We start from the raw sequence: 17525 nt of genomic DNA on the forward strand, positions 1-17525 counted from the left end.
CGGCACGGAAAGTGACACGGAATGCGCGGCTAGAAGACCGTGGCGGGGACGGGGGCGGCGGCCGCCGAGGCGAAGTTGCGCTGGACGGCCGCGGCCTCGGCGGTGCTGGGGGTGGCGTTGGCGCAGGAGACCGGCGCGCTGCTGCCCGACATCAGGTCGGTGCAGCGGCCGGTGCGGTTGTCCGGCAGGCCGAGGATGTGGCCGAACTCGTGCGTGGCGATGCGCAGGACGTAGTAGCCGTCATCGACGGCGTCCCGGCCCATGTACCAGCGGCCGTTGCCCAGCGACGTGGTGTAGGTGCGGGGCCAGCCGTTGTCGGCGTAGACCCGGATGTTCGGGGTGCGGCCGGCCGGGACGGGGACCAGCCGGACGTTCGTGACGCGGCCGTTCCACAGGGTGGCGGCCTGGTTGACCGCGGACACGAACTCCTGGGCCTGGCTCGCGTCGTAGTAGAGGGTACGGGTGGCGGCGAACGCCGGTCCGGCGGTGGCGAGCTGGACGCCGAGCAGGGCGGCGACGGCCAGCAGAGCGGCGGCGAGGTTGCGTCTGACCATGGCCGTACGGTAGGAGACATCGCCGTACTTCGATACATTCCGCTCTGGTCATACCGCTCGGGTCGGGTGTGCGACAAACTCCTGCGGCTGCTGCCGGGCGGCGGCCACGCCGCCGGCGACGCGCTGCCGTGCCAGGTGACCGAGCCGGTCACCGCCGGTTCGTCGGGCGCAGTTCGCCGCGGGTGACCCCGAGGTACACCCGGTGGGTGCGATGGTCGATGCGCGCCACCGTGTTCACGTCCAGCTGCAGCCGCTCGCCGTCGGCGTCGGTGACCACGACCTGCCGTCCCTCGTAGCCGGCGCGGCCGACCGCGCCGTCCGTCGCCTCGACCGTGTAGCCGACCAGGGTCATCGCGCGCCTCCTCACCTTCCGGGCAACGGGACCTTCCGGGCAACGAGTGGGGTACCCGCGGCGGTACGCGAGCATGCAAAGCTGCCCCGGGCGGGGAGTTCCGCTATGTTGCTCGCCATGCGTGGGTGGCCCATCGGGCTGGCGGCCTGGCTGCTGCTGGTGGCGGTCGCGTCGGCGGCCGGCTTCGTCGAGGTGTGGCGGTTCTTCGTGGAGAGCCTCCACGGCCAGCAGCTCGACTACGTCGCGATCACCGGCAACAGCATCGGCCGCACCCGCATCGAGGGCATCGTCTCCAACACCCTCAACGGCATCTCCGTGCTGTCCCTGACCGTCGCCACCGGCGTGATCGGCTTCATCGCGCTGGCCCGCCGCCGGGTCGCGCTGGCCGTCGGCGCGGTCCTGCTCATCGGCGGCGCCAACCTCACCACGCAGGTGCTCAAGGCGCTCATCTACCGCCCCGACCTCGGCGTCGACCCGGACCGCGTCGCCGCCGGCAACAGCCTGCCGAGCGGCCACACCACGATCGCCGCGTCGGTCGCGGCAGCGTTCGTTCTGGTCCTGCCGCCGAAGGCCCGCCCGGCGGGCGCACTGGTGGCCGCGGCCTTCGCCGCCCTGGCCGGCGTGGCGACCCTCTCGGCGGGCTGGCACCGCCCGAGCGACGCGGTGGCCGCCCTGCTGATCGTCGGCGCCTGGGCCGCGGTGGCGGCCCTGTTCATCGTGGTGGCCCAGCGTCGCCACGGCGGCGTCGACTACGGCGAGCCGAGCACGTACATGACGATCTTCCTGGCCGTCATCAGCCTGGGCCTGCTGGCGGGCGCGGCCGCCGCCATGTACATCACGAACGAGGTCCTCGCCGAGGCCGTCGACGACCTGAGCCGAGGCCGCCTGTTCGCCGCCTACGCGGGCGGCGCCCTGGGCATCGCGGGCACCGCGGGCCTGGTGGTGGCGTCGGTCCTGGCGACCGCCCACCGCGTCGTCCCGCAGGTCGTCCCGGACGAGGATCCGGATGTACCGCCACCGCCCGCGTCGGCCCGGCGGGTGACGCTGGCGTCGAAGGCCGAACCTCCCACGGTCCGCCCGGGCCGGGCCGGGGCGGGTGCCGAGCCGCCGACGACCGTGGTCGGGCCGGGCGGGGGCGAGCCGCCCACAGTCCGGCTGGCTTCCGGCGCGGCGGGAGAGGCCGAGCCGTCCACGGCCCAGGGCGCGGATGCGCAGGAGCCGCCGACGGTGCGGCTCGGCGGCGACGACGCCACGACCCATCGCCTGAACGCGCCGCCGGACGACCCGGAGCAGACGGTCCGCCTGACCTAGGGCACGACGCAGACGAGGCCGAGCAGGCCCTAGCCCAGGCGGGCCAGCGCGCCGATCTCCAACGCCGCCCACACGGCGCCGTCCGGGCCGATCGTCAGGCCGTGCGGCTCCGAGGCCGGGGTCGGCAGCGCGTGCGCCGTCACCACGCCGTCGGCCGTGACGTGGCCGATGCGGTTGCCGGCCCACTCGGTGAACCAGCAGCCGCCGGCCGGGTCGGCGACGATCGCGTGCGGCCGCGCGGACCGGTCGGCGAGCGGGTACTCGGTGACCTTCCCGTCCGGCGTGATCCGCCCGACCTGCCCCGCGCCGATCTCCACGAACCACACGTCCCCGTCGGTGCCGAGCGTGATGCCCACCGGCGCCGCGCCGGCCGTCGGCAGCGGGAACAGCGTGACCGCGCCCTCCGTGGTGATCCGGGCGACCGCGTCGGCCTGGTTGAGCGTGCACCACAGCGCGCCGTCCGACCCGGCCGTGATCATGGAGGGCATGCTCCCGGGCACCAGCAGCGGGAACGTGGTCACCGACCCGTCGGTGCCGAGCCGCCCGACCGCCCCGTCCTGCAGCGCCGTGAACCAGAGCGCGCCGTCCGGCCCGGTCGCGATGCCGTACGCCGGCGGTACCGCAAACGCCGAAACCGCACCGTCGAGGGTGATCCGACCGATGTGCCCGTCGCCGTACCGCGTGAACCACAGCGCGTCGTCGGGCCCGGGCGTGATGACGGCGGCCCCGGTGGCGGGGAAGCGGGTCACCGTGCCCTCGACGGTCACCCGGCAGACCGCGCCGGCGTGCACGAGCGTGCACCAGAGGGCGCCGTCGGGCCCGGCCGCGATCCCGTACGGCCCCTCGCCCGAGGCGGCGATCGTGAACTCCTGCATGTTCATGCGACCATTTTCCCCGTACTTCGAGTTCGTCCCGATGCGCGGGCGGACCCCGGCGGCTAGCCGAGCCCGAGCCGCTGCAGGGCCAGCATGACGAAGCCGCGCGGTGCCCGCTCCCATCCGGGCACGGCCGCCGGCAGCGCCGCGTCGGCCGCGTCGGCGAGCACCGCGAGCGCCGCGTCGGGCAGCGCCTCCCCGCACCGGTAGGCGAGCGCGACCGCCGCCGTGAAGCCGGGCAGCAGCTCCCGCAGCCGCGCGTCGACGGCCGGGTCGGTGTCAGGGGAGTGCGCGAGCGCCAGGTCCGCGCTGCGCCGCACGTCCGGGCGCGACGCCGGGACGTCCAGCAGCGCCCGGGTCGCGGCGGCCGTCGGCGGGAACCAGGCCAGCAGCGCGGCCGCCCGGGCGGCGACGTCGTCGTCGGGGTCGCCCACCCACCGCACGACCGCGTCGAGGTGCTCGGCCGTGCGCCGGTAGCTGTCGGCCGCCCACCGCGCGGCGGCCCGGTCGCCGGCCTCGATGTCCTCGTCCGACCAGTCGTCGAGCCCGGCGAACCACCGCGCCTCCTCGGCGGTGGCCTCGCGCGCGAAGGCCGCGGCCGCGTCGAACGGCAGCTGGTCGTCGCGCCGGTCGCCGATCGCGACGGCGTCGAGCAGCGCGAGCACGCTCCCACGCTCGGGCGTGGCGGCGTCGTCGACGAGCGCGACCAGCCACGGCACGACGGCCTGGCTGGCCTCCCACCGGGTGCCCTGGTGGTACACGCTCGTGGCCAGCGCCTGCCGCGCGGCCGAGCGCGCTTCGGCGTCGGCGCTCAGCAGCGACCGCAGGTGCCCCGGCACGTCCCGCGCCGTCCCGTAGGCGTGGTGCAGCCCCTCCCAGGCGACCCGATCGATACCGAGGAGCGGATTCACGCCGCGACCCTACCGCTATAAGCTCCGCCGATGCGTTTGAAGATCGCGGCCGGGGTCGCCGTCGCCCTCGTGCTCGCCTGCTGCGGGTTCGCGATCTGGCGGCGGATCAGCCCGACCAACCACGCGTTCGGCGACAAGGGCTGCTACGTCGGCGTGCCCGCCGAACCGGACACGCTGCAGATCGGCAAGTGCGGCGAGCTGCACGAGGCCGAGATCATCGACAACTTCTACCCCGAGGGCGCCGAGGCGAGCTGCCGGCAGGCGGCGGAGGCGTTCCTGGGTGGGCCGCTGCGCGACTCGCGGGTCGTGACGCGGCTGCTGCCGTACGTCGACGAGGAGTACACCTCGCAGGGCTGCGCGCTCGTCGTGACGTCCGACTCCGCCGGTACCACCGCGCAGCACGGCGGCAGCCTGCGCGACGCGATGCGCGGCGACCGGCCGATGGCGATCACCTGCGGCACGGCCGACCAGGAGCGGCTCGTCTACAAGGACTGCACGAGCCCGCACAACGCCGAGTACACCGGCTCGGCCGTCGACGGCGGGCAGCCCGAGGTCTCCTGCGCCCGGCTGGTGGCCGAGTACGTCGGGCTCACACCCGAGGAGCTGCGCATCCGCACCGACCTGGAGGTGCGGTGGCTGGAGACCGGCACCGACCACATCGGCTGCCTGGCCGTCGCCGCCGACGAACGCAAGGTGCTCAGCGCCTCCGTGCGCGGCATCGGGCACGCGCCGATCTGAGCCGGCCGGCCGGTCATCGCGCCAGGAGTACCGCCGCCAAGGCCAGAGCACCGGGGACGGCCTGGACGAACAGGATGCGCCGGCTGGCGGTCGCGGCCCCGTAGATCCCGGCGACGATGACGCACCCGAGGAAGAAGACCTGGAACGGCACGGACCGGTCGATCAGGCCCCACACCAGGCCGGCGGCGAGAAAGCCGTTGTAGAGGCCCTGGTTGGCGGCGAGCGCCCTGCTCGCCTCGGCGAACTCCGCCGTGGTGCCGAACGCCGCGCGGGTGCGCGGCGCCGTCCACAGGAACATCTCCAGCACGAGGAAGTAGAGGTGGAGGGCGGCGACGAGCCCGACGAGGACCCCGGCGACAATGGACACCGCGACAGACTACGGCGCCGCCCGCGCGATCAGCTGGTCTGGATGCGGATCACGACGTTCTTGTCGGTGACCTCCTGGACCGTGATGTCGAAGCCCTCGGCCTGCGCGGTGCCGTCGACCGGGACGCTCACGGTGGTGCCGGCGATATCAAGCTTGACGACGCCGTTCTCCACCCCCACGAGCTTCACGTCGACGCCGAGAACCGAGGATTCGGCATCGACGCCGCGGTCGAAGGTGACCGTGCAGGCGCTCGTCGAGCATTCGACGTTGTCTGTGGAGCAGGCGGTCAGTCCGCCCAGGCCCAGAACGATGGCGGCGGTGACCACGGTGGCTTTGCGGGCGATGCGGCGGGTCAGGGTCGTCATGCCGAACGATTCTAACTGGCGCGGGCCAGGCGCTATTTTGTGTCTGCCAGCAGGAACTCGACCAGCACCGGGGCCAGCGCGGCCGGGTCGACGTCGTGCGTCTGCCCGTCGAGCACCAGCTCCCGCGCGCCCGGGATGGCCTCGGCGGCCCGGTGTGCCCCGTCGCGCAGGCCCTGCGGGCTGGCGCCGCCGCTGACCACCAGCGCGCGCACGTCCGCCGGACGCCAGTCGCGCAGGACGGCGTCGTCGTACGCGAGCGTGTGCCCGATCGCCTCCAGCGGCGCCCAGCCGGGCGAGGCCCGGAACCCGGCGACGACCTCGGCCGGCATGCCGACCCGCGCCATGAACAGCGCGACGGCGTCGCCCCTGCGGCCCTCGTCGAGCAGCTCGGTGAGCTGCTTGGTGTAGTCGTCGTCGTGAGCGGCGTGCAGCGGCGGCTCGTACAGCACGATCGCCCTGGCCCGGGCCGCTGCCATCATGACGAGCGCCGCGCCGGAGGAGATGCCGTAGAGGTACGCCTCCCCGCCGGCCGCGTCGACGAGCGCGTGGAGGTCCTCGACCTCCTTGTGCGGCGCGTACGGCAGGGTGTCGCCGCTCTCGCCCCGCCCGCGCCGGTCGTAGGCGTACACCGTGAAGTGGTCGGTGAGCCGCGCCGCGAGCGGCCGCATCGGGCCGCCGGCGCGGTAACACATCGCGCCGTCGACGAGGATGAGCGCGGGCCCGCTGCCGCTGCGCTCGTACGCGATCTGAGTGCCGTCGGCCGAGGTGACGGTCGGCATGGTGGTCACGCTCCGTTCGTGAGTCGCTGCAGGTAGACGTCGAAGCGGTCGAGGCTGGTCTGGAAGCCGGCGCGGGCCGCGGGGGAGCGGTACTGCTCGGGGACGTTGGTCTGGTGGGTGACGACCTCGGTCCGCCCGTCCGCGAGGTCGACGAACGTGACCGTCGTGGTCATCCCGCCCTCGACGTCGGGCTCCACCCAGGCGAGCCGGTCGGGCCGGCTGACCTCGGTGTAGACGGCCCGCATGGTGTACGTGCCGCCGTCGCTGTCGCTGACCATCGTGGTCTCGAACCGGCCGCCGGGCCGCAGCTCGACGACGATGTGCTCGACCGGCGTGGTGGTGCCGGCCGGCCCCCAGAACTCCGCGAGGTGCTCGGGCGTCGTCATGCAGTCGAAGAGCAGCTCCGGCGACCCGCGGTGCACGCGGCGGAAGGTGAGCTCGCTCATGATGTCGTACCTCCGCTGTTTCCGCTTCCGCTTCCGCTTCCGCTGCCGCTTCCGCTTCCGCGGAGCCGTTCGAGGTGGGCCTCGAGCCGGTCGTGCCGCTCGACCCAGACCTGCCGATGCCGCTCGATCCACGACACGGCCGCCCCGAGCCGCTCCCCGTCGAGCGCGCAGGGCCTCGCCTGCGCACTGCGCGACCGCGAGATGAGCCGGGCCCGCTCGAGCACCTTGAGATGCTTGGAGACGGCCTGCTGCGACATCGCGAACGGCTCGGCGAGCTGCTGCACGGTGGCATCCCCGTCGGCGAGCCGCTCGAGAATGGCCCGCCGGGTGGGGTCCGCAAGCGCCGCGAACACAAGACTGAGTTCGTCCTCAACCACAACCACGCCCCGACCCTATCCACAACCGACAAGTTGCACAACTGATTGGTTGTATAACCTCCCATGATCGTGGGAAACATCTGGCTGCCAGGGCGACCAGATGTTTCCCTTGATCATGGAGCGGGTTAAGTACGGCCCGGATATCGAGCGCGCACCTCGCGCCCGACCCTCATGGAGGCTTAGGGTCCGTGGAGTCGTCCGCACATCCACGCAGACCGCCGCGACCCGCACCGCGGTCCATGAGGGCGGCACGCAGCTTCAGCAGGCCGGGCGTGTCGGGCACGGTCGGTGACGGAGCGGTCGGGCGATTTGGCGGCGCGGGGTACGTTGATTGAGAAACGTGTCCGCATCGACGTGGTGCGACGCGGCGGCCATCGGCAGCGCGGGCCGGCGGCCTTGTGGGGGCCGGCGTGGACATCCGGTGACGGATCCCGGCAGTGCGGGCCGAAGGCGTCGGCCGTGGGCGTCGCGGCGGGGCGTGATGCGGTCGGTCGACCGACCGAAATGCCGGGCGAACACTGACCAGCGGGACGCGGCCGGCACGGCCGCAGGCGTTCATGCAATCGGTCGGTCGACCGACCGAGCCGGCGGCCAGCGGGGCGCGGCCAGCGGGGCGCGGCGAGCGGTCAGGGGTGGGCGGAGGCGGTCGGTGCCGGGAGGGTGTCCAGTGGGTTGCGGAGGAGTTCGGCGAACGCCAGTTCGGCCGCGCCGATCAGCGTCGCGTCGTCCGCCAGGCCCGAGATCCGCAGGCGCACGCGCTCCCGGGACACCGCCAGGACGTGGTCGGCGATGCGGCGGCGGACGTGGTCGGCCGAGCCCAGGTACACCTCGCGGAGCATGCCGCCGAAGATCACCACGCCCGGGTTGAACAGGTTGATGATGTTGGCCACGCCGATGCCCAGCCAGTCTCCCACCACCCGCAACGCGTGCTGGGCGGCCTCCTCGCCGCGGTCCGCCGCGTCGACCACCGCGCGGACCGCCGACCAGCCGTACTCCTCCGGCGGGCGGCCGGCCGCGTCCAGCAGGGCCCGCTCGCCCACCTCGGCCTCCAGGCAGCCGCGGGAGCCGCACATGCAGGGGCGGCCGTCGTACGGGTTGACCACCATGTGGCCCACCTCGCAGCCGTAGCCGGCGTCGCCGTCGAGGAGCTCGCCGCGCACGATGATGCCGCCGCCCACTCCCACGTCGCCGTGCAGGTAGACCAGGTTCTGGGCGCCCACGCCGGCGCCGCGCAGCTGCTCGGCCCGGGCGCCCAGGTGGGCCTCGTTGCCCACCGCGACCGGCAGGCCCAGGCCCAGGCGGTGGCCCAGCTCGGCGCCGAACGCCTGGTCCACCCAGCCCATGTCGGGGCCGTAGCGGACCATGCCGTCGCCGGGGCGGATCATCCCGCAGTACGAGGCGCCGACGCCGGCGCAGACGGTGCCGGCGGGGGCCGTGGCGTGCAGGCGCTTGCCGAAGCCCGCCAGCACTCCGACGACCGAGGATAGGTCGGCGCCGGCCCGCGGACGGACGGCCTCCAGGCGCTCCAGGACCGTGCCGCCCAGGCCGACGCGGGCGGCGAGCAGGCGGTCGACGGCCACGTCGAAGGCCAGCACGTACACGCGGCTCGTCTCCGGGCGCACGACCAGCGACGGGCGGCCGGCGCGGCCCGTGCCGACCGGCAGTTCCTCGCGGACCAGGCCCGCGGCGGTCAGCTCGGCGATCAGGCCCATGATCGTGCTGCGGTTGAGGCCCGTGCGCTCGGCCAGCTCGGTGCGGGACAGGGCGCCGTCGAGGTGGACATGGCGGAGCAGGTTGCCCAGGTTCCGCCGGCGGATGTCCTCCAGCTCTGGCATTGCGCAACGATACCTAGCGGACCGGCTTCCAGACGTCCGTCACGGTGCCGGTCAGCCGGCTCCAGCCGCCGGCCCGGGGCCGCACGACGATCGGCCGGGTCGGGCCGGCGGTGACGCCGTTGACCGTGCCGTAGTCGACGCGCGTGGTGACCAGGCCGGGCAGGCCGCGCTCGGCCATGAGCGACAGGGTGGTGCGCACCTGGAGATCGGCGAACTCGGCCCCGAGGCAGCGGCGCGGGCCGAGGCCGAACGGGATGAACTCGTACTGCTTCGGGCCGCTCCCGCCGATCCAGCGGGCCGGGCGGAACACCTCCGGCTCGGCGAACACCGCCGGGTTGCGGTGCTCCAGCAGCGGCGACAGGAACAGCAGCGCGCCCTGCGGTATCGGTGGCGACGTGTCGATCTCGACCGGCCGCGTGACCCGGCGTGGCAGCGTGATCGGCACCGCCGGCAGCAGCCGCTGCGACTCCTTCACCAGGGCGTCGAGCTGCGCCGGGTCGGCCGGGTCGGCGCCGGGACCGTCGGTGGCCGGGTCGACGCTGCCCATGAGCGTCACGAGCGCCAGGCTCAGCGTCATCGCGGTCGTCTCGAAGCCCGCGGCGAAGAACCCGTGCAGCTCGCCGGCGATCTCCTCGGTGCTGAGGCGGTCGCCGTCCTCGTCGACGGCGTGGCACAGGATGGACAGCGCGTCGGGGCGGGGCGCGCCGCCGCGGCGCTCGGCGATGAGCAGCGCCAGCTGGTCGTAGGCGCCGGCGACGCGGCGCAGCCACCGCCCGTACGGCGTCCATGGCAGGTCCCGCTTGAACAGCAGCACCCGCGGGTCCGCGGCCTCGGCGGCCAGCCGGACGATCCGGTCGGCGAACGCGGAGAGCCCGTCCCCGTCGTCGAGGCCGAGCAGGCAGCGCATCATGTTGGCCTTCGTGACCCGCAGGCACTCGCGCACCAGCTCGAACGGCTCGTCGTTGGCGCCCGCGAACCGGGACCGCTCGAACGTGTCGGCGAACACGGCCGTGTAGTGGTCGAGGGCCGTGCGGTGCACGGCCGGCATGAGCAGCTTGCGCCGCCGGGTGTGCTCGCCGCCGTTGGCGGTGATGACCGCGTCGAACATGCCGGACCACGGCCGGCCCGGCGGCAGGTCCAGCAGCCCGTCGGCGCGGTGGAAGCTCGCGTTGTCGGTGAACACCTGACGCACGCCGGCCCGGCCGCGGACCACGACGACCGAGCCGTTGCCGGCGGTCACCGGGACGACCGGCTGGGCGTCGAACGGCCCGATGCGGTTGAGCAGATACCGGGGCGACTCGCGGATCAGCCGGAGGTTGTTGACGATCGGCACCCCGCGCGGACCTGGGGCGTCGATGCGCAGATCGGTGTCGAAGAGGGGCTTGGGCACGGGCCACGCTCCCAGGGCTCCACGAGTCGATCCGACTCTATGGCCGACGGCCTGGTGGCACCATCCGGAGAACGGTCATGAACCGCGAAGATCTGGGCACCTTGGCCGGATGAGGACGCTCATCGCCAACGTCCGGGTCTTCGACGGCCACGGACTGCGCCCACCCGGCAGCGTCGTGGTCGACGGCGACCGTTTCGGCAGCGGTACCGAGGGAGACCGCGTCATCGACGGCGCCGGCGCGACCGCCCTGCCCGGCCTGATCGACGCCCACCTGCACCTCGACGGCCGCGAGTCGCTCGACCGGCTGGTACGCGCGGGGGTGACCACGGCGCTCGACATGGGCAACGGCCCGATGGACAAGTTCGACGCGCTGCGGTACACCCGCGGCCTGACCGACGTCCGCACCGCCGGCGTGACCGCGACCGCGCCGGGCGGGATGCACGCCAACATCCCGTTCCTGCGCGACCACCTGATCCAGGGAGCGCACGAGGCGGAGGCGTTCGTCGCGGCGCGGCTCGCCGAGGGCTCCGACTACGTGAAGATCATCGTCGGGAACCCGGAGCCCAGCCACGACCAGGCCACCCTCGACGCGATCACGGCCGCCGCGCACCGGCACCGCAAGCTCGTCGTCGCGCACGCGATATCGACGGAGGCGTACCGCATGGCGCTGCAGGCCGGCGTCGACGTGCTCACCCACGTGCCGCTCGACCGGCCGCTCGACGACGACACCGCCGCCCGCATCGCCGCCGAGGGCCGGGCCATGGTGCCGACGCTCGGGATGATGGCCGGCGTGGTGGCGGCGGGGCCGGGGTTCCCCGCCCGGTACGAGGCCGCCGAGGAGAGCGTCGCCGTCGCGCACCGGGCCGGCGTGCCGATCATCGCCGGTACCGACGCGAACACCACCCCGGGCGTGTGGGCGAACCCGCCGTTCGGCGAGGCGCTGCACCGCGAGCTGGAACTGCTCGCCGCCGCCGGGCTGAGCCCCGCCGAGGCGCTGCGGGCGGCGACCTCGCGGCCGGCCGAGCGGTTCGGGCTGACCGACCGCGGTGCGATCCGGCCCGGCCTGCGGGCCGACCTGGTGCTCGTCGACGGCGACCCGCTCGCCGACCTCGGCTCGACCCGCGCGGTCACCCGCGTGTGGTGCGGCGGCGTCGAGCACACCCCCGCGGAGCTCGCCCGCGCGGGGGGATAGCGTTGCGCCCGTGTTCTTCGGTGGCACGGGCGTGGTCGGGCTGACGTGCCCGCTGGGGGCGGTGCACAGCATCGAGACGGCGCGGCTGCGGCTGGTCGTGGCCCGCCGGCGGGAGCTGGTGGCGTACTGGGACACCCTCGACGAGGAGGCCCGGCGCTGGGTCGGCGTCCAGCCGGGCGACCTCGGGGACGAGCCGGACGGGTCCGACCCGCTGCTGTGGCACGCGGACCGCGCGCTGTTCCTGGGGTACGACCCAGAGACCGGGCAGGTCGTGTCGGTCGTGACGCTGTGGCGGGACGCCGGCGACCACGTCGTCAGCGTGACCGTCGGCGCGCCCTGGCGGCGCCGCGGCTACGGCGCGGAGTCCCTCGCGCTGGTCTGCGCGATCGCGCACCGGCACCTCGGCATCGCCCGGCTGCACGCCGGCAGCGCCGACGGAGACGAGGCGGCGGCCCGGTGCCTCAGCGGCTGCGGCTTCGGCGCCGCGGGTGCGCCGGCGCTGTTCACGCTGCCGAGCGGGCGGGTCATCGAGGCGCAGCCGTGGGAGCGGACCGAGCCCGAGGCACGGCTGCGCTGCCGGCACCCGCCGTCGTGACGGCCGCCGCCAGCTCGGCGTTGCGCTGGGCATAGCCGGTCCACCCGGGCGGGGTCGCCGCCAGGTGCGGTGCCGCGGCCCGCTCCCCGCAGGCGCGCTGGGTCCAGTTGATGATGCGCCCGGCCCGTACCGTCAGCGTCAGGAGCACACCGCCGGACCAGCCGGCCGCCGTGAAGTCGGCCGGCTCGAGGCTCGTCGCCCGCTGCGGGGCGGTGATCCAGTCCAGCGCCCCCAGCTCGTCCTGGATCTGGCCGGCCACCTCGAACGCGAGCGTCGCCGCCGCCCGGTCGCGCAGGGCCGCCAGGTCGGCGCGGGCCCGGCCGACCGCCCCGGGGTCGCGGGCGAGGACCGCGGCCAGGTCGGCGGCCAGCGCCTCGCGGTCGGCGGCCGTCACGCCGCGCTTGACCGCCATCTCCCGTTCGGCGCCGGTGAGGCGGCTTCCGGTGTACTGCAGGGGCCGGATCCGGTGCAGCCCGGACAGCGCCTGCCGGACCCGCTGGCTGCCGAGGTACGGCCCGAACTCGCCCGTGTCGTACGACAGCCGCAGCCCGGGCGCGGCGCTGCTGCCGGACAGCCCGAGGTACACGGGGGTCTCCATCCCGCCGCGGATCCGGTTCCAGCGGGGCTTGCGGTGCTCCAGGACGTTGCGCTCCAGCCACGCGGCCTCATGGACGGAGTCGCACACCAGCGCCTCCACGGCGGCGACGGCGGCGACCATGCGCACGAGGTGTCGCCGGTCCCCGAGATCCGACCAGTACGACCCGACCCGGCTGCGCAGCTGCGTCGCCCGCCCGACGTAGAGCACGCGGCCCCGCTCGTCCCGGAAGCGGTACACCCCGGGCTCGTTCGGCAACCGCGCCCGCCCCGCCAGCATCCACGCAGTATGCCCCAGTGCCGAATCCCCTTCCGTTTCGCCTGCTCGGGGTTAGGTCGGTGGCGAAGGGGTAGGTCGCCGATCGGCATACGACCGGTAGAGCACGCACGGGGCACCTGATGACGTTGAAGAAGACGCTGACGTTCGCCGCATGGGCGTTCGTCATCTATTTCGTAGCCTTCCGCCCGGACGCCGCGGCCAATGTCGTCCGCGGGATCGGGGGACTGATCGCCACTGTCGGCCGCGGGTTCGGGGATTTCTTCAGCCGGCTGGTCACCTGACGAGCCGGCTGAAGACCTGACGGGCCGGCTGGTCACCTGACGGGCCTCACCGCGTCCGGAAGGTCAGCCGCAGGACGCGGTCGTCGTCGCGGGTCGGGCCGCCCGGCCTGCGCCCGTCGCGGTTCGACGTGGTGATCCAGAGGCTGCCGTCCGGCGCGTTGATCGCCGTGCGGAGGCGGCCGTACTTCGTGGTCAGCGCCTCGACGGGCTTGCCCGCCACGCCGGCCGCCGGGCGCCAGCGGATCTGCGCGGTCGCCGCCGGGCCGCCGGCCACGACCGGGCTGTTGATGTCGGCCGTGATCGTGTGGTCCAGCGGCACCAGGTAGATGCGCTGGCCGCGCAGGCAGGTGATGACCGCGGTACTGCCGAGGATCGCCACCCCGGCGCTCACGCCGATCTCGGGGCGCCACGCGGCGATCGGGTCGGTGTACTTCTCCTTGCCGCCGATGCCCTCCACCGCCGGCCAGCCGTAGTTGCGGCCCGGCTGGATGAGGTTCAGCTCGTCCCACACGGCCTCGCCGATCTCGGACGAGTACATCCGGCCGTTGGCGTCCCACGCCAGGCCCTCCGGGTTGCGGTGGCCGTAGGAGTACACGAGCGAGTTCTTGAACGGGTTGCCCGGCGGCGGCTTCCCGTCGGTCGTCATGCGCAGGATCTTGCCGCCGAGGCTGGCCAGGTTCTGGGCGCTGTCCGTGTGGGAGGCCTCGCCGGTGCTGGCGTAGAGGTAGCCGTCCGGGCCGAACGCGAGCCGGCCGCCGTTGTGGATGCCGCTCTTCGGGATGCCGGTGACGATCGGCCTGGGCTTCTGGCCGAGGACCAGCTTCGCGATCCGGTTGTCGTCGTCGGTGGTGTAGTAGATGTACAGCGTCTTGTCGCGCTTGTAGTCCGGTGACGCGGCGATGCCCAGCAGGCCGCCCTCGTTGTCGGCGGTCGACTCGGTGAGCCGGGCGACCTGGGTGACCGTCAGGTCGCCGGTCGGGTCGCGGTCCGGCCCGATCTTGAGGATGCGCCCGGTGCCCCGCTCGGTGACGATCCCGGCACCGTCGGGCAGGAAGGTGACGCCCCACGGCACGTTGAGGCCGCGGGCGAGCACGCTGACCTCGACCTGGGCGTCCCCGCCCGCCGACGGGTCGGCCGGGCCGTGGCTGAAGTCGGTGGGGTCGGGGTAGGGCGAGTTCGTGACCCTGGCTACGGACTTCGGCGTCGTACATCCGGTCAGTAGCACGGCCACCAGCAGTACACCGGCTGCGGCAGAACGCACTTGGACACCCTTGCCGACGTCCGGGCGGCTGGTCCTCACCCGTCGCGACGGATAATCGGGTTTGTGCACTATTGCGAGCGCTGCGATGACCCGATCGTCATGACACCCGAGGGTGACTTCGCCGTGTGTCCGGTGTGCGGGGAGCGCCGGCCGGCCCGCCGGCGGCCGCTGTTCGTGGTCACCGGGGCGTCCGCGTCGGGCAAGACCACGGTCCTGCCGCACCTGATCGCCGAGCTGCCCGACTGCGTGGTGTTCGACGTCGACTGGCTGATCGGCCCGTTCCGCCGCGCGTGCACCTACGGCGAGGTCGACTGGCCGGCGTTCCGCGACGGCTGGCTGTCGGTGGCGCACGGCGCCGCGCAGGGCGGCCGGTCCGCGGTGCTGCTCGGCCCGTTCGTGCCGTCCCAGCTCGCCGACCTGCCGGCCCTGCGCTGGCAGTCGGCCGTGCACTTCGCGGTGCTCGACTGCGCCGACGAGGTGCGCCGGGCCCGGCTCGAGGCGCGCTCCGCCTGGCGGGAGCGCGACGTCGACTCCCACCTGGCGTTCGCGGCGCACCTGCGCTCGACGCTGTCTCCCGTGCTGCGCACCGACGGGCCCACCCCGGCGGCTACCGCCCGGGAGCTGGCGGCGTGGGTGCGGACCCGAGCCTCTGCGCCAGGGCATCGAGGTCCTTGAGGAACCAGATGTGGTTGCCGCCGTTCGACTCGCGCACGAGCGCCTGGAGCGCCTCGCTCCGGCTGGTGTGGTCGTCGATGTCGCCGATGACGGCGAGGCGCAGGTGGTAGTTGACGAACTTCTGCATGATCTCGCCCGCGAACCGGGTGCCGAGCCGGAAGAACCGCTCGTCGAGCCGGCCGGCCGGGACGGCGACGACCTCGGCGCCGGCGAACGCCGACCCGATGAGGTCGAGGGCGTCCTGCTCGGTCGCCACGACCGGCCCGGCGGGGTCGCACACGAGCACGCCGGTGGTGCCGAACTGCCGGATCTCGTCAGCCATCGTTCCCCTCCAGGATGGCGTCGAGGAGCCGCAGCATCTCCGCGGTCGTCCCCGCCCCGCCAATCAGAATGATCTTCATCCGGTCCCGCTCGCCGTCGTGCACGAGCTGCACGCGCAGCGGGTCGTCCGTGGCACCGCGGCTGTTCGCGGCGGCGAGCACGAACGTCTCGAGCCGGTCCGCGGTCTGCCGGTCGACGCCGTCGACCTGCACGATGCTGGACACCTCGACGAACGGCCGCTCGTGGTCGTGCTGCTCGGCGGCGACCCCGGTGAGCGCGTCGAGGTCGGCGCCGCTGATCCGGTACTGCTTGCCGATCCGCACGGCCTTCAGCCGCCCGCTGCGGATGTATCCCCGCACGGTGCGCACGTGCAGGTTCAGCCGCTCCGCGACCTGCTCCACGGAGTACAAGTCATCCCTCATCACTCCCCATCCTACCCGACGACGACCTTATAGGGATCGTTAGGGTCAGGCGGATGTACTCCTCGCGACGGTGGCCGTCGGGGCGCCAGCCGCGGCGCGCGTAGAAGGCGGCGGCCCGCTCGTTGCCGGACCACACCTCCAGGTGGCCGGTCGTCACGCCGGCCGCCCGCCACTCGGCGATCCCCGCGTCGTGCAGCGCGCTGCCGATGCCGCGGCCCCAGTCGCCGGGCCGGACGTACAGCCCGACGAGCTGGCGGACCGTCGGCGGCACCGCCGGGTCGAAGGCCGGCCCGAGCGACACGAACCCCGCGCCGGCCACGATCAGCACGGTCCGGCGGGGGTCGGTCACGCTGTCGAGGTAGGCGGCCCGCAGTGAGTCCGTGTCGGCGGAGAGGCGCTCCGGCGGGACGACGCCCCGGTAGTACGTCTCCCTGGCTTCCTGGTGGATGGCGACCATCGTGTCGACGTCGGCCTCGGTTGCGACTGTCGGGCGCATCGGCTCAGCGTGTCATGTCGGGGGTTTGAGGGTGATCCCGCCGGGATAGCTGAAATGTATGGCGAACATGGCGAACAGGGACGAGCACGGCGTACCGCGCGTCGACGAGGCCATCGACCTCGCCACCATCCGGGACGAGGCCGAGGACATCGCGGTGCCGGCGTTCGACTACATCAGCGAACCCATCGACGCGGTCATCGAGGGCGTCACCGGCCACTACCACGAGCACGCGGACGAGGACACGCAGGTGCACGAGGACGAGCGGGCCGCCGACGTGCGGCAGCACCACGAGGTCGGCCCCTAAGGAGCGTGCGCCGCGGCGCAGGTTCGGCTACCCTCCCGGTCCGTGCGGACAAAGATCATCGTTGCGGTCGTGGCAGTGGCCGTCGTCGGGTCCACCTATCTGTGGGCGCGGGAGGCGTTCGCCGGTTTCGAGCTGGGTTGTTACACGACGCGGGCGTCGATCGTGCCGGAGCTGAGCCCCGACCAGTTCGTGGAGGCCGACTGCGCCCAGCCGCACGACTACGAGGCCATCGCGGTCGTCGTCATGGAGAACGCCGAGGAGCGCTGCCTGCGGGAGGCTGAGCAGTTCCTCGGCGGGTCGTGGGAGGAGTCGCGCACCGCCGTCGCCGTGCTGACGGGCGGGAGCCAGCTCGACGAGCGGGCCCTCTGCGTGCTCGCCGAGACGTCCGGCACCGAGGGTAAGCCGCTGGGCAGCACCCGCAGCCTGAAGGACGGCATGCGGGGCGACCGGCGGCTGGCCATCACCTGCCTGGTCGGCCACGAGGACGAGTACGTGTTCGGCGACTGCGCGGAGGGCCACGCGGCCGAGTTCGTCGGCGTGCTCGTCCCGCCCGGCGGCGACGTGGAGGGCGCGTGCGGGGAGGCGGCCGCGCGGTACGTCGGCGTCCCGGAGCTTCGGGCCGACCTCGGCGTCGCCTGGCTGAGCCGCGTGCGCGAGCTGTGCCTGGTCACCGAGGCGCCCGACCCCGCCGGCCGGCACGACACGCTGCGGGCCAGCGTCAAGGGCCTGGGCACCGGGCCGCTGCCGGTCTAAGGCCTGTTTCATAACTGGGGTCGGAGCGAGGCGGAGTCCAGATTTCGTCTG

At 73.7% G+C, this 17525-nt stretch carries 23 protein-coding genes and 1 pseudogene; 8 read left to right on the forward strand and 16 right to left on the reverse strand.

Annotated elements, in window-relative coordinates:
• Positions 1–29: 29 nt before the first annotated feature.
• Together ABZS66_RS37625 and ABZS66_RS37630 are read right to left on the reverse strand one after the other, a co-directional pair.
• A complete protein-coding gene (locus ABZS66_RS37625) occupies positions 30–554 on the reverse strand; it encodes a snapalysin family zinc-dependent metalloprotease (RefSeq protein WP_354766314.1) in 525 nt (174 codons plus the stop codon).
• A 148-nt stretch (positions 555–702) separates the two neighbouring features.
• The gene (locus tag ABZS66_RS37630) at positions 703–906 is read right to left on the reverse strand and encodes a hypothetical protein (protein ID WP_354766316.1); all 204 of its coding nucleotides are present in this window, start codon (positions 904–906) and stop codon (positions 703–705) included.
• A 117-nt stretch (positions 907–1023) separates the two neighbouring features.
• On the opposite strand from ABZS66_RS37630, the pseudogene ABZS66_RS37635 reads away from it, so the two are divergent.
• Positions 1024–1890: pseudogene (locus ABZS66_RS37635) on the forward strand (phosphatase PAP2 family protein); the annotation flags it as partial.
• Between the two features lie 356 nt (positions 1891–2246).
• Here the strand turns inward: ABZS66_RS37635 and ABZS66_RS37640 are convergent.
• Positions 2247–3098, reverse strand: coding sequence for a virginiamycin B lyase (locus ABZS66_RS37640; RefSeq protein ID WP_354766318.1), 852 nt, complete (start codon positions 3096–3098; stop codon positions 2247–2249).
• Positions 3099–3154: 56 nt separating this feature from the next.
• Entirely contained in the window at positions 3155–4003 is an 849-nt protein-coding gene (locus ABZS66_RS37645) for a hypothetical protein (RefSeq protein ID WP_354766320.1), read from the reverse strand.
• A 30-nt stretch (positions 4004–4033) separates the two neighbouring features.
• On the opposite strand from ABZS66_RS37645, the gene ABZS66_RS37650 reads away from it, so the two are divergent.
• The gene (locus tag ABZS66_RS37650; RefSeq protein ID WP_354766322.1) at positions 4034–4741 is read left to right on the forward strand and encodes a septum formation family protein; all 708 of its coding nucleotides are present in this window, start codon (positions 4034–4036) and stop codon (positions 4739–4741) included.
• Positions 4742–4754: 13 nt separating this feature from the next.
• Here ABZS66_RS37650 and ABZS66_RS37655 read toward each other — a convergent pair whose 3' ends face one another.
• The 7 genes from ABZS66_RS37655 to ABZS66_RS37685 form a co-directional block, all read right to left on the reverse strand.
• Positions 4755–5108: a DUF1304 domain-containing protein gene (locus tag ABZS66_RS37655; protein ID WP_354766324.1), complete on the reverse strand. Its 354-nt coding sequence runs from the start codon at positions 5106–5108 to the stop codon at positions 4755–4757.
• A 29-nt stretch (positions 5109–5137) separates the two neighbouring features.
• Positions 5138–5473 carry a hypothetical protein gene (locus ABZS66_RS37660; protein WP_354766326.1) on the reverse strand — a complete coding sequence of 112 codons (336 nt, stop codon included), beginning with the start codon at positions 5471–5473 and terminating at the stop codon, positions 5138–5140.
• A gap of 32 nt (positions 5474–5505) precedes the next feature.
• Positions 5506–6252 (reverse strand): alpha/beta hydrolase, encoded by a 747-nt coding sequence (locus tag ABZS66_RS37665; RefSeq protein ID WP_354766356.1) that lies wholly within the window; start codon positions 6250–6252, stop codon positions 5506–5508.
• Positions 6253–6257: 5 nt separating this feature from the next.
• Positions 6258–6698 (reverse strand): SRPBCC domain-containing protein, encoded by a 441-nt coding sequence (locus ABZS66_RS37670; protein ID WP_354766328.1) that lies wholly within the window; start codon positions 6696–6698, stop codon positions 6258–6260.
• A complete protein-coding gene (locus ABZS66_RS37675; RefSeq protein WP_354766357.1) occupies positions 6695–7075 on the reverse strand; it encodes a metalloregulator ArsR/SmtB family transcription factor in 381 nt (126 codons plus the stop codon). The genes ABZS66_RS37670 and ABZS66_RS37675 overlap by 4 nt, the downstream gene beginning before the upstream one ends.
• A 626-nt stretch (positions 7076–7701) precedes the next feature.
• Positions 7702–8910: an ROK family transcriptional regulator gene (locus ABZS66_RS37680; protein WP_354766330.1), complete on the reverse strand. Its 1209-nt coding sequence runs from the start codon at positions 8908–8910 to the stop codon at positions 7702–7704.
• Positions 8911–8923: 13 nt separating this feature from the next.
• Positions 8924–10300: a cytochrome P450 gene (locus tag ABZS66_RS37685; protein ID WP_354766332.1), complete on the reverse strand. Its 1377-nt coding sequence runs from the start codon at positions 10298–10300 to the stop codon at positions 8924–8926.
• 109 nt (positions 10301–10409) lie between these two features.
• Between ABZS66_RS37685 and ABZS66_RS37690 the strand changes: the two genes are divergently transcribed.
• Positions 10410–11492, forward strand: a complete 1083-nt coding sequence (locus ABZS66_RS37690) for an amidohydrolase family protein (RefSeq protein ID WP_354766334.1) — start codon at positions 10410–10412, stop codon at positions 11490–11492.
• A 10-nt stretch (positions 11493–11502) separates the two neighbouring features.
• Positions 11503–12087, forward strand: a complete 585-nt coding sequence (locus tag ABZS66_RS37695) for a GNAT family protein (protein ID WP_354766336.1) — start codon at positions 11503–11505, stop codon at positions 12085–12087.
• Here ABZS66_RS37695 and ABZS66_RS37700 read toward each other — a convergent pair.
• Positions 12017–12961, reverse strand: coding sequence for a GIY-YIG nuclease family protein (locus ABZS66_RS37700; RefSeq protein ID WP_354766338.1), 945 nt, complete (start codon positions 12959–12961; stop codon positions 12017–12019). The two genes, ABZS66_RS37695 and ABZS66_RS37700, sit on opposite strands and share 71 nt — an antisense overlap.
• Before the next feature lie 119 nt (positions 12962–13080).
• Between ABZS66_RS37700 and ABZS66_RS37705 the strand changes: the two genes are divergently transcribed.
• A complete protein-coding gene (locus ABZS66_RS37705; RefSeq protein ID WP_354766340.1) occupies positions 13081–13242 on the forward strand; it encodes a hypothetical protein in 162 nt (53 codons plus the stop codon).
• A gap of 46 nt (positions 13243–13288) precedes the next feature.
• On the opposite strand, the gene ABZS66_RS37710 is transcribed toward ABZS66_RS37705, so the two are convergent.
• Complete coding sequence (locus tag ABZS66_RS37710) at positions 13289–14503, reverse strand: PQQ-dependent sugar dehydrogenase (RefSeq protein WP_354766342.1); 1215 nt, start codon at positions 14501–14503, stop codon at positions 13289–13291.
• 99 nt (positions 14504–14602) lie between these two features.
• Between ABZS66_RS37710 and ABZS66_RS37715 the strand changes: the two genes are divergently transcribed.
• Entirely contained in the window at positions 14603–15178 is a 576-nt protein-coding gene (locus tag ABZS66_RS37715; RefSeq protein ID WP_354766344.1) for a hypothetical protein, read from the forward strand.
• On the opposite strand, the gene ABZS66_RS37720 is transcribed toward ABZS66_RS37715, so the two are convergent.
• From ABZS66_RS37720 to ABZS66_RS37730, 3 genes are read right to left on the reverse strand one after another with little or no spacing between them, the layout of a single operon-like run.
• Positions 15111–15500, reverse strand: coding sequence for a DUF4180 domain-containing protein (locus tag ABZS66_RS37720; protein WP_354766346.1), 390 nt, complete (start codon positions 15498–15500; stop codon positions 15111–15113). The two genes, ABZS66_RS37715 and ABZS66_RS37720, sit on opposite strands and share 68 nt — an antisense overlap.
• Complete coding sequence (locus tag ABZS66_RS37725; RefSeq protein WP_354766348.1) at positions 15493–15921, reverse strand: helix-turn-helix domain-containing protein; 429 nt, start codon at positions 15919–15921, stop codon at positions 15493–15495. The genes ABZS66_RS37720 and ABZS66_RS37725 overlap by 8 nt, the downstream gene beginning before the upstream one ends.
• Positions 15911–16417 carry a GNAT family N-acetyltransferase gene (locus ABZS66_RS37730; RefSeq protein ID WP_354766350.1) on the reverse strand — a complete coding sequence of 169 codons (507 nt, stop codon included), beginning with the start codon at positions 16415–16417 and terminating at the stop codon, positions 15911–15913. The genes ABZS66_RS37725 and ABZS66_RS37730 overlap by 11 nt, the downstream gene beginning before the upstream one ends.
• Positions 16418–16484: 67 nt before the next feature.
• On the opposite strand from ABZS66_RS37730, the gene ABZS66_RS37735 reads away from it, so the two are divergent.
• Together ABZS66_RS37735 and ABZS66_RS37740 are read left to right on the forward strand one after the other, a co-directional pair.
• Positions 16485–16721 carry a hypothetical protein gene (locus ABZS66_RS37735; protein ID WP_354766352.1) on the forward strand — a complete coding sequence of 79 codons (237 nt, stop codon included), beginning with the start codon at positions 16485–16487 and terminating at the stop codon, positions 16719–16721.
• A gap of 42 nt (positions 16722–16763) precedes the next feature.
• Complete coding sequence (locus tag ABZS66_RS37740) at positions 16764–17474, forward strand: septum formation family protein (RefSeq protein WP_354766354.1); 711 nt, start codon at positions 16764–16766, stop codon at positions 17472–17474.
• The last annotated feature ends 51 nt before the right edge of the window (positions 17475–17525 follow it).

This window comes from Dactylosporangium sp. NPDC005572, assembly GCF_040605515.1.
GTDB lineage: Bacteria > Actinomycetota > Actinomycetes > Mycobacteriales > Micromonosporaceae > Dactylosporangium.

Excerpts from the sequence above, each read along its gene's own strand:
- ABZS66_RS37660 (WP_354766326.1), bottom strand. The coding sequence starts at position 5,473 with ATGACGACCCTGACCCGCCGCATCGCCCGCAAAGCCACCGTGGTCACC.
- ABZS66_RS37640 (WP_354766318.1), bottom strand. The coding sequence starts at position 3,098 with ATGAACATGCAGGAGTTCACGATCGCCGCCTCGGGCGAGGGGCCGTAC.
- ABZS66_RS37630 (WP_354766316.1), bottom strand. The coding sequence starts at position 906 with ATGACCCTGGTCGGCTACACGGTCGAGGCGACGGACGGCGCGGTCGGC.
- ABZS66_RS37735 (WP_354766352.1), top strand. The coding sequence starts at position 16,485 with ATGGCGAACAGGGACGAGCACGGCGTACCGCGCGTCGACGAGGCCATC.
- ABZS66_RS37665 (WP_354766356.1), bottom strand. The coding sequence starts at position 6,252 with ATGCCGACCGTCACCTCGGCCGACGGCACTCAGATCGCGTACGAGCGC.
- ABZS66_RS37730 (WP_354766350.1), bottom strand. The coding sequence starts at position 16,417 with ATGCGCCCGACAGTCGCAACCGAGGCCGACGTCGACACGATGGTCGCC.
- ABZS66_RS37715 (WP_354766344.1), top strand. The coding sequence starts at position 14,603 with ATGACACCCGAGGGTGACTTCGCCGTGTGTCCGGTGTGCGGGGAGCGC.
- ABZS66_RS37680 (WP_354766330.1), bottom strand. The coding sequence starts at position 8,910 with ATGCCAGAGCTGGAGGACATCCGCCGGCGGAACCTGGGCAACCTGCTC.
- ABZS66_RS37700 (WP_354766338.1), bottom strand. The coding sequence starts at position 12,961 with ATGCTGGCGGGGCGGGCGCGGTTGCCGAACGAGCCCGGGGTGTACCGC.
- ABZS66_RS37705 (WP_354766340.1), top strand. The coding sequence starts at position 13,081 with ATGACGTTGAAGAAGACGCTGACGTTCGCCGCATGGGCGTTCGTCATC.
- ABZS66_RS37650 (WP_354766322.1), top strand. The coding sequence starts at position 4,034 with ATGCGTTTGAAGATCGCGGCCGGGGTCGCCGTCGCCCTCGTGCTCGCC.
- ABZS66_RS37690 (WP_354766334.1), top strand. The coding sequence starts at position 10,410 with ATGAGGACGCTCATCGCCAACGTCCGGGTCTTCGACGGCCACGGACTG.
- ABZS66_RS37725 (WP_354766348.1), bottom strand. The coding sequence starts at position 15,921 with ATGAGGGATGACTTGTACTCCGTGGAGCAGGTCGCGGAGCGGCTGAAC.
- ABZS66_RS37625 (WP_354766314.1), bottom strand. The coding sequence starts at position 554 with ATGGTCAGACGCAACCTCGCCGCCGCTCTGCTGGCCGTCGCCGCCCTG.
- ABZS66_RS37670 (WP_354766328.1), bottom strand. The coding sequence starts at position 6,698 with ATGAGCGAGCTCACCTTCCGCCGCGTGCACCGCGGGTCGCCGGAGCTG.
- ABZS66_RS37720 (WP_354766346.1), bottom strand. The coding sequence starts at position 15,500 with ATGGCTGACGAGATCCGGCAGTTCGGCACCACCGGCGTGCTCGTGTGC.